The organism is Paenibacillus sp. HWE-109, assembly GCF_022163125.1.
In the GTDB taxonomy this organism is placed as follows: Bacteria; Bacillota; Bacilli; order Paenibacillales; family NBRC-103111; genus Paenibacillus_E.
Window position 1 is genome coordinate 5,687,126 of sequence record NZ_CP091881.1, and the last position, 11,983, is coordinate 5,699,108.

Consider the following 11,983-nt stretch of genomic DNA (forward strand, 5'->3'; position numbering starts at 1 on the left):
CTCTCACTTTGCTTGAACTAGTTTACTTTTGTTGATCGCTTCAAAAAACTTAATTTTACTGTAAGCTGTTCCGCCTTGTGTCAAAGGATCAACAAGATTCGTATACAACTGGTCATTTTTCACAGCGTTGATACTTTTGAAAATCGGATTATTTTTCAGTTCATCAAACACTTTAGGTGTATCTTTGTTTTCTTCTTCGGAGAACTGAATGAACAAGTAATCCGGATTCATTTCAGACAGCTTTTCCAAAGAAATGTTTTGCTGTGCCTTGGCTTGCTTCACTTCGTTAGGAACTGTAGCGCCAAGCTCAGCGTAGATGGAAGGGTTGAAGAAGACGTCTTCAGGATAAATGAACAAGCTTCCTGCACGCACGCGTAGAGCCAGCACCTTTTTATCTTTTAAAACAGGTCCGATCTTTGTTTTAAGCGCTGCTGCATCTTTTTTGTACGTATCGAGGACTTGCTTCGCTTTATCTTGCTTGCCTGTCAAATCCCCTAGAAGCAAAAGATTGTTCTCCCAATCTGTCGCAATATGGGAAACCGGAATCGTTGGTCCGATTTTGCTGACTTTCTCAACCGTTTCTGCCGGGAACTTCGTGCTCATCAGAATGACGTCTGGCTTGAGCTTCACAATCGTTTCCAGATTCGGCTGTATTTTCTCGCCTACACCTTCTGCTTTTTCAGTAATTGGCGCGAACAACGCCGGGAATTTCCCGCTGACAGTGATCGCTCCAACTGGTTTCACATCCAGCAAAAGCGCGTCTTCCATGGATTCCAGCGAGCCTGTAATAACAACTCTCTCTGCTTTGGCAGGAACCGTGTACTCTTTGCCGCCATATTTAATCACTCTTGGGCCTGATGCTGTTGCCTGTGGAGTAGCTGTAGCTGCAGCCGTACTGCTGACTTTCTCTGGCGCTTTGGTCGCAGCCGCTGGAACCGGCTCCCCTTTACCTCCACATGCTGTTAAACCTACTAAGACCATCGTCGAAATACCGAGTGTCCATAATTTCTTCATTTTGTCTAAACCCCTCTCACTCACTTTATCATTGATAATCATTCTCATCAAATTATAGGGGAAGGCGTCCCAACCGAACATGGATAATATCCAGAAAATATTATGTACGATTTCCACATAGCTGCTCATTGAGATCTATAATCATTCGTTCGCTTGCATAAGCCGAGTACTCTCGCCAAGGATCTGAAGAAATGAAGTGCACTTTATTCTTGCGCACGGCTTCTAAATCCTGCCATTGTTTGGAGTTCTGTACCCGGTCCCAGTGATGCAGCGTTTCGGTTTCTTGGCAAATGTTAAGCAAAATATGATCTGCGTTAATGGAGACCAGCTCCTCCAAATCCAAGCCCTGCCCTTCATGATAGCCTTCCACGCCGTGCGGGACATTCATTTGCAGGTCGCCATAAACAACCTCCCGCATCCCCCGTGTGGGGAAGATGTGATAGGAATCCTTGAACTGGCTTATGACCAGCAGCTTCTCCTGCTTCAGCTTATCGTGCAAGCGGTCGCGGACATGCGCGACTTTGCGGTTATACCCGTTTAACCAAGCTTCCGCTTCATCAGTAGCACCTACGATCTTCGCGGTCATCAACAACTGTTCACGCCAAGTCGTTTCATGCAGGGGAATGATATGCACAGGTGCGATGCGCTCCAAACGTTCCTTTTCCAATGGATGAAGTTGGTCTGTACATATAATACAATCCAATTGGCTTTGCGCGAGCGCCTCAACCTTAACTTCCCAGTCTTCGTTATAGCGGTAACCACTGAGGTGAAGCGGTATATCTGTGCGATATTTATTATAGTAGTACGAAGTCCACTTAGGATGCAGCGGAGCTGCGTAAGGGACGATTTTGAGCGCAAGAAGCTGCCCCAGCGTCGGTGCCGAGTAAGCAGCTATTCGGAGTCTTCGGTTTTTAAGATAAATGGTCGGAGATACCCCAACCTCTTTTTTGAACATTCGGCTAAAATAAAATTCGTCATTATAGCCAACCTGAAACGCGATTTCCCGCAACCGAACATCCGATTGAACCATTAACTGTTTCGCCATCGTGACACGGACTTCGGTCAAATAATCAATCGCCGTTTTCCCATACGTTTTTTTGAATAAATTCACATAATATTTGGGACTGATTTCAGCCATGCGGGCAAGCTGTTCAATGGTGATGCCCTCCCGGTAATGGTTGTCGATGTACAACTTGGTGCGGTCCATTGCAGCCCTGGAATCGGGTCTGGTTGCCTGACGCAGATGATTCATGATCCAGTAGAGCAACTCTTGGAAAAGAGACTGCCCCCGGAACCGTTCCATGGGCTTATCACTCCGGCTGCAGCTGCACAACTGCTCACAAAGCATCAGCATGGCGTTCTCCATATGGATGGTCGTGTCACCTGAAAGCGGAAATGCAACAGTCCCCTGCCCATCCTGATGAATATCGAATTCCATCATATATACGTCGGCTTTCTTGCCATGATCTTCACAGATCCCAATCGTCTGACCAGGCGAAACGAAATAAACGACATCCTGCTGCAAACGGTAGGTCTCCAAATCAAGCGTCAAAAGGCCTTCTGCCTGTTTAACTACAATTAAATAGTAGGAAGAAGTCAGTTGTGGCGCCATATATCCATCTTGCAGCCAATGAGCCGTGCGAAACTTAACCCATAGGCTGTCAAGGTTAGCTAAAAGGTCTTTATCCTTGGAAAGTTCCATCGAAAGAGCAGTGGACAATTCAAACAACTCCCTCATTTATGAAAATGATAATCATTATCACATTTGAACTTAGCACAAGAGAATAAGGCCTGTCAACTAGGGACAGACCTTACTCGCTCGATTATTGCTTGAGGCTGCATCCTCTGGAATGATTCCCAAGTTCTGGCGGATTTAGAACAAGACATTAAACTGTACGCTGGATCTAATGGGTACGATTGAAGGAGCCAATCCTCATCTTGGATGCGTTTAACCCCCTCCACTCCCTCTGGCGTGATCAAGGAAAACGAATGCAAGGGCAGGCTTAAACCAGTACCTATCGCTTTGATATAGCTTTCTTTGGCCGTCCATATTTGATAAAAGCGGAACTGCCTGCTTTCTGGGTCAGATGACTCTGTGATGTAGCGGTATTCCTCCTCTGCAAACAAAGAGCGCGTTAATGCTTCATCGTAGGCTTGAATCTGCTCCACATCCACACCGACAGGCTGACTATCTACCATACAAGCAACCCAGTTTCCTGAGTGTGAGATGTTAAAATGAAAGTGGTCCGCTCCACTAAGCCGAGGTTTCCCATTAGGGCCGAATTCAAACACAATTTCAGCGTTAGGAAGCCTGACTTCTTCTATTATTAAGCTTCGCAGCAGCAATTCTGCCCACAGCCCGCGCAGCAAGTCCTCCCGGCGGTGAAATCTTCGCAGCCTTGTTCTTTTTTCCTCCGCTACCAAATCCAAAAGTTCTTCAACTGGCTGCCCCGCTACAGTATCCATCGACAAGACAAATAAACCTGCGATGACGATCACCTCCTTTTCAAAAAATTGTAAACCAATACATAGCACTTGTCAGTTTAACAAATACTTCACACTATCTTCCATATCTTTTATGTTAATGTTATAGTACAAGATATGTAAAATTAATTATTTAAACGGAGGTCAAAAAAGAGATGATGAAAAAATTTACCGTTATCAGTTTGTCCATGATGGTTGCTGCTACTGCTCTTGCAGGATGCGCAAAGAAAGAGGAGACAAAACCATCTGCGTCTACTACGCCTAAAGCGTCTACAGCTGCTTCAGCCACTCCGGCTGCTGCTGGTTTTGTTCCAAAAGAACTTAAAGTACAGTTCGTTCCTTCCCAAAATGCGGAAACATTAGAAGCAAAAGCAAAACCGCTTGAGAAATTGCTGCAAGATAAACTGGGTATCCCAGTTAAAGTTTCCGTTTCCACGGACTATAACGTTGTAATCGAAGCTATGGCTTCCAAACAAGTTGACATCGGCTTCTTGCCGCCAAGCAACTATGTTGTTGCTCATGACACTCGTAATGCCGCTGACTTACTTGTTCAAGCAACACGCTTGGGTGTTGACGATGCGACAGGTCAACCAACCAAAGATCTCGTGAATTTCTACAAATCAGAAATCCTTGTAAAAGCGGATTCCCCTATCAAATCCGTTGCAGATTTGAAAGGCAAAAAAATCGGCTGGCAAGGTGTTACATCTGCAGCTGGTTATATTTATCCAGGACTATTATTGAAGAAAGCAAACATCGATCCGGTTAAAGACGTTACAGGCGTTCAATTCCAAGGCCATGATAAAGCCGTTATCGCTCTGCTGAACGGTCAAGTCGACGCTGTGGGCGTTTTCCAAGATATTCGGACCAATATGTTGAAAGATTACCCAGAGCTATTTAAACAAACAAAAGTTCTTGCATACTCAGATAACATCCCTAATGATGTAATCGCTGTACGCCCAGATATGGACGCAACTTGGAAAAAGAAAATTCAAGATGCCTTCATCGCCATTGGTAACGACCCAGAAGGTCAAAAAATCATCCTTGATGTTTACACTCATAAAGGCTATGTAGTTACTGAAGATTCAAAATTCAATATCGTTCGTGAAGCTAATAAAGCAATGGGCTTGAAATAAGCCATTTTGACAAAAAACCTCAACTCTTACGAGTTGAGGTTTTTTTGCCATTTCCCGACTACTCTGCTTTCCCCTTGCATACTATGAATGTGGCATGTCTTGGACGTGTCATAACCCACAGTGAGGTGAAATTGAATGTTCGAAATGTTAATCAGCCAACGATCCATGGTCTCCATCCGATGCGGAAAAGATGATATCAAAGGTATCATTACGCATTATCATGAACAATTTCAACTACTGAAAATAAGCAATGTATTAATTCCGATAGAGCTTATCGAACAAATCGAAGTGTTGGAGCCTGCAAGCTCGTCCACGCCTATGCCGCTAATACCTGTAGAGAATGACGCATCACAGTATCAAGACAGCAGAGGCAGAGTACAGCGCTGAGCTTGGACGATGCGCGGGCTCGGCTGAGAGTGCAGAAGCCAAGTCTATTGCGACGCCATTCAGCGCAGCACAACGGCCCACGACACTGTCGAACATGGACTTATTTGAGAATAACGGCTCCGTCGCTCTGAGAGATGAGCTATTTAAGCGCGACAAAATCCTCATGAGGGAACTGTGGGGCGCTATTTAGGCAAATATCAGGGATACTAAAACAATAGCGGAACTACAGGGTCTTATTTCCTCGAAAAAAGCTGATTTTCCCAGTAAACAGCAAAATAGCGTACTGTAGTTCCCTTAGCTTAGCTATAGTGGCACTTTTTTCTAGAATAGCGCCCTGTAGTTCCCTTATGTTCGCCTAAAGCAGCTGGGTAACTCCTCGATCACTCCAAAACAGCAGCCATTCGAACAAATAAGCACGTTCAGCTATCTTACTTACGTAAATAAAGGCTGCCGAGAATTTCTCGACAGCCTGAGGTCATTACGTCACACAATTCGCTTGCGAAGTGAGCCCGAAATGTAATCAATAATCGATACGGTAACAATAATACCGATCAGAATAATCCCTACACGCGGCCACTGCCGTGCATTCAGGGCAAAGATCAGCGGCGTACCGATACCGCCGGCACCGATAACACCGAGCAAAGTAGCTGACCGGACGTTAATCTCGAAACGATACAACGTATACGAGATGAAATCAGGAATGACCTGTGGGATAACCGCATACGCCATTCGCTGCCAGATGTTGGCCCCAACGGCGGTCATCGCCTCGGAAGGCCCCATGTCCATATTCTCGATAGCCTCTGCATACAGCTTGCCTAGCATCCCCACGGAGTGGAGCCCCAAGGCCATAACCCCAGCGTAAGCATTAGGTCCAACAGCTTTAATGAAGATCAGAGCCATAATAATTTCTGGAATGGTACGAACTACGCTCAAGAAGAATTTCCCTGTTCCTGATACCGCACGGAAACGACTCATATTCGCGGCTGCCCAGAAGGCGAACGGCAAGCAGACGAAGGCTGAAACAAAGTTGCCCAGATACGAGATCGATAGCGTTTCAAGCAAGGAGCGCAGTAAATCCTCACCTTCCGGGATGTACACATAAGCCCAATCAGGATGAAATAATCCGCTGATCATCGCTTTCGTCAAGATCCAAGTTGTCGGTTGGAAGCCCGTCAGTTCAAGTCCTGTTACGGACCAGACGATCAGGCCGATAAGCGCAATCCATCCGATCGTTTTGTACGTGCGAGCACGTGACTCGGACATCGGCTTTGCGCTTCCTTTTAGCAAATATGCACGGAAACGCGTACTAACCAGGTCGATAATAACGACAACGATTAAGGTATAAATAACAATCGCACAGGATTGATCGTAGCGGAATAGATCCAACGTATTTTTAAGCAGCAAGCCGATCCCGCCGGCACCTACCAAGCCTAGAATGGCTGAAGCACGAATACTGACTTCAAAGGTGTACAATAAGTGGGCGAGATATGTTGGCGCGACTTGTGGAATAACCCCAAATCGAATCAGCTTGAGTTTATTCGCGCCAACAGCGGTCATAGCCTCAAGAGGTCCTGGGTCAATTGCTTCCGTTGATTCATAAGACAATTTGGACAAGATCCCGAATGTGAAGAAGATCAAGGCCAGTGTACCAGCCGTTGCACTAAAGCCTACCAGTACCGCGAACAAAGCCGCGTATAACAAATCTGGAATCGTACGGGCCAAATTCAAGATGAATCGGGCTGGGTAATACAACCAGGGTGAAGTCGTCACATTGCGGGCAGCCAGCAAAGCCATCGGATAGGCAAACAAGGCACCAATCGCTGTTCCGATGATCGACATTTGAATCGTTTGCGCCATCGGTTTCCAGATATCAGCGAAAAACAGCCAGTCTGGCGGGAACATTTCTCCAATGAACTTGAGAATTTCCGGTGTACCTGATACGAGCTTGCTCAGTGTAGCATCCGTTTGATAAATACTCCCAATCAAGAAAAGAACCATGATGAGGATAATGAGATAAAACTTGGTACGAGGAGGTTTCTTAACGGTCGCTGATTTCTTGACGGACGTTACACTCATCCCTCCTGCACCCCCAACAGCTCGTCTTTCTTAATGGCGCGGCCATAAATCTCGGAGAAGACATCGTCTGTCGCTTCCGAAACCGGTCCGTCATATACGACTTTACCGGCACGCAGACCAATAATCCGTGTGGCATATTCGCGAGCCAGATCGATAAAGTGCAGATTAACGACCGTTGTGATGCCGAGATCCTTGTTGATCCGTTTCAAGTCATCCATAACTTGTCTCGTCGTCAAAGGATCCAATGAAGCTACAGGCTCATCCGCCAAAATGATTTTGGCCTCTTGTGCCAAAGCCCGGGCGATTGACACACGCTGTTGTTGACCGCCGGACAATTCATCGGCGCGTGAATAAGCTTTCTCCCGAATATTGACACGTTCCAGTGCTTTCAGGGAAAGTTCGATATCTGCTTTAGGAAACAACCCGAATATCGTACGCAGCGTGGAATGATAACCAACGCGGCCGGAAAGGACGTTGCGAATAACTGTTGAGCGCTTAACGAGATTGAAGGTTTGGAAAATCATGCCGATGTCTCTGCGCATTCGACGCAATCCAGCACCGTTCGCCTTCGTAATAGATCTGCCATCGATCAATATTTCGCCGCCTGTTGTTTCATGCAATCGATTAATTGAACGTAATAGGGTAGATTTACCCGCTCCTGATAAACCAACAATAACAACGAATTCTCCTGGATGAATCGTCAGGTTAATGTCGTCCAATCCAATCGTTCCGTTAGGATAGACCTTGGATAGATGTTTAAACTCAATCATATAAGTCCTACTTTCTCTTAAAAGGTTCTATTATCAGACAGACTACATTCAACGTATTTCGGCAAAATCCTTTTTTCTAGGATAACCTTTAGAAAAAATTCATATTCCATTGTTCACCAAAACAAAAAAAGGCAGCCCCAGATGTTCCGAGGCCGCTGTCAGGCGTCATACTTTGGCACGCCACCGTTCTTCAATCTTCATTCCTTTCCACACTGCAACAGAGATAATCCACGCCACGATGAACAAAGCAACCAGGATATAACCCAGCGTACCGAAATCAATATCCTGCAGCCAGGTCCAGAAAGTCCCTTCCATACCAAACTCTTCGGAAAGAACCTGTCCAAGCTCAATGACACCAATAATCAATGCAGCAACAACCGCCAAGGCTGTCACTGTTAAATTGTAATACAGCTTGCGTACAGGTGTGTGGAACGCCCACTTGTAGGCTTTGGTCATGAACATGCCGTCCGCTGTATCGAAGAGGCTCATGCCCGCAGCGAACAAGAGCGGCAGCGAGATAACGCCAATGAATGGGATGGCGTCTTGCGCCGCATGAGCTGAGATCGCGAGCAGGGCAATTTCACTGGCGGTATCGAAACCTAATCCGAAGAGAAAGCCTAGCGGGTAAACATGCCAGCTTTTGCCGATGAAGGAAAAGAGCGGTTTAATCATGCGGGTAATGAAGCCCCGGGACTCCAAAAGCTCTTCGAATTCCTTGTCGTCAGCCGGACTGCCGCGAAATTTGAGGAACATTTTATACAAACTGATCAGAATTAATAAATTTAGAATACCGATGAGGACAAGGAACAGACCGGAAACCGAAGCTCCAATCACGCCTCCGAAACGCTGCAGCCAAGGAAGCTCCCGTGCTGCCCACTGCACAGAGAATGCCGTTACGATCGCCATGATGAACACAACCGACGAATGGCCCAGCGAGAAATAAAAGCCTACTCCCAGTGGGTTGCGTTTCTGCTGAACAAGTTTACGCACGGTGTTGTCAATGGCTGCAATGTGATCTACGTCAAAAGCGTGCCGCATGCCTAAGGTATACGCAAGCAAACCGATCCCCCAAAAAGCAGGCGATGTCTTCGCTACGCTGTATAAACCAATTAGCCCTATTATATGTAGGAGTGCGATAAAGACCACATAGCCAGCCCAGCTTTTCTTCTCCTGCATGAGTGATTTCCACATAGATGTAACACCATTCCCTTCGTTCGTAACACGACTTACATCTAATGTAGCACACGTGTGCATTATTTGAGAAGTCCTCATGCAATTTTTTGTGAAGAAATCCAACATTTATTTGTTATAATAGAGTCCGTTCCAAATCTTATAGGCAAAAAAGGAGTTGGTAGCCGGTGTCGCTTCGTCTTTATAAAATATTTACGATATTCGTGCCCGTCGTCATCATTGGCGGTTTTGAATATATTCGTCATGAATTTTTACTCAACTATTTAACGATGGAAGCCGGAAATTTCTCCATAACGGTAATCACGTTGCTGCTTTCCTATCTGTTTGCATCCTGGATGTTCCAGAGTATCGAGCGAAGCAATGAGAAATTAACGATGGGGGAAGCTCGCAGAGCCGTCTATGAAGAACGCGAACGGCTGGCGAGAGAGCTGCATGATGACTTGGCTCAGACGCTTTTTTTCCTCAATGTGAAGCTGAAACAAGGTGATCTGGAGGAAGCCAAGGCTGCCGTTTCTGAAATTGATAATTCGCTTAGGCAGGCTATCTTCAACTTGCGGACGCCGCCGGAGGAAGGGACCAGCTTGGAGCAGCGCATCCACAAATTCCTCAAGGATTGGCATCTTGTGACTGGCATTGAACTTCAAGAGGAGCTCACATTGGAAGCGGACAGCTTCACATCTAGCGAAGAAGTTCAGCTTTTTGGCATTATTCAAGAAGCATTTACGAATATTCGCAAGCATTCGATGGCTACAGAAGCTTCAATTATATTAGAAGCAACGTCATCTGCCTGGCAGCTGTGCATCTCTGACAATGGGTGCGGTTTGCAATCACACGCGGAAAAGCGCAAAAAATACGGCATTGAATTAATGCAAAAAAGAGCGGCTGAGCTGGAGGCCACCTTCGAGTTCCAACAGAATGATGATTCGAATGGGGCGGCAACTGGCACGTCGCTGCTTGTTAAGGGAGAGAGGACGCCATTATGATACAGAACCATCAACCGTTCCGTGTGCTCATTGTCGATGACCATCCTTTGGCCAGGAAGGCGATTCGCAGTATGCTGGAGCCTGTCTCGGACTTCTACATTGTCGGTGAAGCCAGCAGCGGGGAAGAAGCTATTCTGCTGTGCGGGGAAGTCGCCCCGGAGGTCGTGCTTATGGATATCCATATGTCTCCGATGGATGGTTTGGAAGCCACTCGCCGCATTAAGCAAGTATATGGCGCTATTCGTATCATCATGCTCACAGTGTCTGATGATGTGGCGGATCTTTTTACGGCGCTGCAATTCGGAGCTCAAGGCTACCTGCTCAAAAATATGGATCCCGACGAGTGGTTAACCTATCTCCGTGCCCTGCTCGACGATAATTCGGAGGTCGCTCGCGGCATGGCGGACAAGCTGTTCCAACGCTTCCGCGCTCCGGTCAGTGCGCTGACCGAAGGCCCCACACCCAGCATGTTAACTTCACGTGAACAAGAAATTACGACTTACGTCGCACAGGGCGATAACAATCGGCAAATCGCGGAGAAGCTTCTGATCTCGGAACATACCGTCAAAAATCACATGAAAAATATCCTCGTGAAACTGGGACTAGACAATCGCGTTCAGCTCACCGGCTTCGCCATCAAACACGGAATGACACGAAAAGGACAAAACTAGTCGAAAAAATAGCCCACTCGAGTCATACTCTTACGCTTACCAATCAGGTAACATGGACAACATGAGAAGAGATGATTCGAAAGGGGAACACCATCATGTTCAAAAAAATTATGCTTCATACAGGTCTTCTGCTTGTAGGTTCCATGCTGCTTGCTGGAATCGCGAGCGCCCACGTTGTCGTTTATCCTAAGGAAGCCACACAAGGCAGCTACGAGAAATTCACGGTTCGTGTACCGTCGGAGAAAGACAGCCCTACCTTGAAGGTAGAAGTTAAATTCCCTCTTGATTCCGTAGCCATTTCACGTTTCGAGCCTAAGGCTGGGTGGACTTATGAGATCGCCAAAGATACGGCTGGCAAAATTACCGGGGTTACCTGGAAAGCAACCGGAGACGGACTCTCGAGCACGGAATTCGGTGACTTCAGCATGCAGGGCAAAGTTGCCGACGCTGCGACTCAAATTGTTTGGAAAGCTTACCAGACTTACAAAGACGGCAGTGTCGTTGAGTGGGTAGGTGCCGATGGCTCGGACAAACCTGCCTCCGTCACAACAGTGAAAACCAAAGCGGCGGCAGGTTCTACGACAGACAGCCACGGTCAAGTGATTGCCGGAGCGGCAGCTGCAGGAAGCAGCTCATCCAGCTCTAACACTGCCTTATACTTGTCCATCGCAGCCGTAGTGCTGGGCGCATTATCGCTTATCGTATCCGCAACTAAGAAACGCAAATAACAAAAGCCTTGAACTCATCAGGAAATGAATCCTGGATGGAGCTCAAGGCTTTTCTTTATTTCTTATCGTAGATTCTGAAATAATACTCGTACGGATTCTTCTCATTGCGCTCACCTTGTTCGCTGGACTGAAGGTTCCAATCGCTAAGGTCCAGCTCGTTAATGAAGGTATCCGCCTCAAATTCATGCTCGATGAATGTAATGTACATTCGATTGACTTCGGCAGCGAATAAGCGGAAAATTTCCGCTCCGCCGATGACGAATAATTCTTGGTCGCGGAAAGCTTCCACGGCTTCCTGAACGGAATGAACAACCTCGCAGCCTTCCGCCTGGAACTCAGGGTTCTGAGTGAGAATGATGTTGCGTCTGCCGGGCAGGGGCTTTCCGATGGATTCGTAGGTTTTGCGCCCCATGAGAATGGGATGCCCCAAGGTCACAGCCTTGAAAAACTTTAGATCCGCTGGCAAATGCCACGGCAATTGATTATTCAACCCAATCGCCCGGTTGCGGTCCATTGCAAAAATAAACGAAATGCTCAAGCTGGAGT

12 protein-coding genes are annotated in these 11,983 nt (G+C 46.8%); 5 read left to right on the forward strand and 7 right to left on the reverse strand.

Features of this window, described 5'->3' with window-relative positions:
• Positions 1–3: 3 nt before the first annotated feature.
• The 3 genes from LOZ80_RS24210 to LOZ80_RS24220 all read right to left on the reverse strand — a co-directional run bounded on the left by LOZ80_RS24210 (position 4) and on the right by LOZ80_RS24220 (position 3,480).
• Positions 4–1,014, reverse strand: a complete 1,011-nt coding sequence (locus LOZ80_RS24210) for an iron-hydroxamate ABC transporter substrate-binding protein (RefSeq protein WP_238167085.1) — start codon at positions 1,012–1,014, stop codon at positions 4–6.
• Positions 1,015–1,114: 100 nt separating this feature from the next.
• Positions 1,115–2,734 carry an AraC family transcriptional regulator gene (locus LOZ80_RS24215; RefSeq protein ID WP_238167086.1) on the reverse strand — a complete coding sequence of 540 codons (1,620 nt, stop codon included), beginning with the start codon at positions 2,732–2,734 and terminating at the stop codon, positions 1,115–1,117.
• A gap of 74 nt (positions 2,735–2,808) precedes the next feature.
• Positions 2,809–3,480, reverse strand: a complete 672-nt coding sequence (locus LOZ80_RS24220; RefSeq protein WP_238173103.1) for a 4'-phosphopantetheinyl transferase family protein — start codon at positions 3,478–3,480, stop codon at positions 2,809–2,811.
• 173 nt (positions 3,481–3,653) lie between these two features.
• On the opposite strand from LOZ80_RS24220, the gene phnD reads away from it, so the two are divergent.
• Together phnD and LOZ80_RS24230 are read left to right on the forward strand one after the other, a co-directional pair.
• A complete protein-coding gene (gene phnD, locus LOZ80_RS24225; protein WP_238167087.1) occupies positions 3,654–4,631 on the forward strand; it encodes a phosphate/phosphite/phosphonate ABC transporter substrate-binding protein in 978 nt (325 codons plus the stop codon).
• 135 nt (positions 4,632–4,766) lie between these two features.
• The gene (locus LOZ80_RS24230; RefSeq protein ID WP_238167088.1) at positions 4,767–5,018 is read left to right on the forward strand and encodes a hypothetical protein; all 252 of its coding nucleotides are present in this window, start codon (positions 4,767–4,769) and stop codon (positions 5,016–5,018) included.
• A 483-nt stretch (positions 5,019–5,501) separates the two neighbouring features.
• Here the strand turns inward: LOZ80_RS24230 and phnE are convergent, their stop codons facing one another.
• The 3 genes from phnE to LOZ80_RS24250 form a co-directional block, all read right to left on the reverse strand.
• A complete protein-coding gene (gene phnE, locus LOZ80_RS39565) occupies positions 5,502–7,094 on the reverse strand; it encodes a phosphonate ABC transporter, permease protein PhnE (protein ID WP_443146976.1) in 1,593 nt (530 codons plus the stop codon).
• On the reverse strand, positions 7,091–7,864 hold the full coding sequence (gene phnC / locus LOZ80_RS24245) for a phosphonate ABC transporter ATP-binding protein (protein ID WP_189016647.1): 774 nt from the start codon (positions 7,862–7,864) through the stop codon (positions 7,091–7,093). The genes phnE and phnC overlap by 4 nt, the downstream gene beginning before the upstream one ends.
• Before the next feature lie 165 nt (positions 7,865–8,029).
• Complete coding sequence (locus LOZ80_RS24250; protein ID WP_238167089.1) at positions 8,030–9,055, reverse strand: HoxN/HupN/NixA family nickel/cobalt transporter; 1,026 nt, start codon at positions 9,053–9,055, stop codon at positions 8,030–8,032.
• A gap of 167 nt (positions 9,056–9,222) precedes the next feature.
• Between LOZ80_RS24250 and LOZ80_RS24255 the strand changes: the two genes are divergently transcribed.
• The 3 genes from LOZ80_RS24255 to LOZ80_RS24265 all read left to right on the forward strand — a co-directional run bounded on the left by LOZ80_RS24255 (position 9,223) and on the right by LOZ80_RS24265 (position 11,437).
• Positions 9,223–10,038, forward strand: a complete 816-nt coding sequence (locus tag LOZ80_RS24255; RefSeq protein WP_238167090.1) for a sensor histidine kinase — start codon at positions 9,223–9,225, stop codon at positions 10,036–10,038.
• Complete coding sequence (locus LOZ80_RS24260) at positions 10,035–10,709, forward strand: response regulator (RefSeq protein WP_238167091.1); 675 nt, start codon at positions 10,035–10,037, stop codon at positions 10,707–10,709. Before LOZ80_RS24255 ends, LOZ80_RS24260 begins: the two co-directional genes overlap by 4 nt.
• A 95-nt stretch (positions 10,710–10,804) precedes the next feature.
• Positions 10,805–11,437, forward strand: a complete 633-nt coding sequence (locus tag LOZ80_RS24265) for a YcnI family copper-binding membrane protein (protein ID WP_238167092.1) — start codon at positions 10,805–10,807, stop codon at positions 11,435–11,437.
• 55 nt (positions 11,438–11,492) lie between these two features.
• Here the strand turns inward: LOZ80_RS24265 and LOZ80_RS24270 are convergent, their stop codons facing one another.
• Positions 11,493–11,975, reverse strand: a complete 483-nt coding sequence (locus LOZ80_RS24270; protein WP_238167093.1) for a dihydrofolate reductase — start codon at positions 11,973–11,975, stop codon at positions 11,493–11,495.
• Positions 11,976–11,983 lie beyond the last annotated feature (8 nt).

Excerpts from the sequence above, each read along its gene's own strand:
- LOZ80_RS24210 (WP_238167085.1), bottom strand. The coding sequence starts at position 1,014 with ATGAAGAAATTATGGACACTCGGTATTTCGACGATGGTCTTAGTAGGT.
- LOZ80_RS24220 (WP_238173103.1), bottom strand. The coding sequence starts at position 3,480 with ATGGATACTGTAGCGGGGCAGCCAGTTGAAGAACTTTTGGATTTGGTA.
- phnD (WP_238167087.1), top strand. The coding sequence starts at position 3,654 with ATGATGAAAAAATTTACCGTTATCAGTTTGTCCATGATGGTTGCTGCT.
- LOZ80_RS24230 (WP_238167088.1), top strand. The coding sequence starts at position 4,767 with ATGTTCGAAATGTTAATCAGCCAACGATCCATGGTCTCCATCCGATGC.
- phnE (WP_443146976.1), bottom strand. The coding sequence starts at position 7,094 with ATGAGTGTAACGTCCGTCAAGAAATCAGCGACCGTTAAGAAACCTCCT.
- phnC (WP_189016647.1), bottom strand. The coding sequence starts at position 7,864 with ATGATTGAGTTTAAACATCTATCCAAGGTCTATCCTAACGGAACGATT.
- LOZ80_RS24250 (WP_238167089.1), bottom strand. The coding sequence starts at position 9,055 with ATGTGGAAATCACTCATGCAGGAGAAGAAAAGCTGGGCTGGCTATGTG.
- LOZ80_RS24260 (WP_238167091.1), top strand. The coding sequence starts at position 10,035 with ATGATACAGAACCATCAACCGTTCCGTGTGCTCATTGTCGATGACCAT.
- LOZ80_RS24265 (WP_238167092.1), top strand. The coding sequence starts at position 10,805 with ATGTTCAAAAAAATTATGCTTCATACAGGTCTTCTGCTTGTAGGTTCC.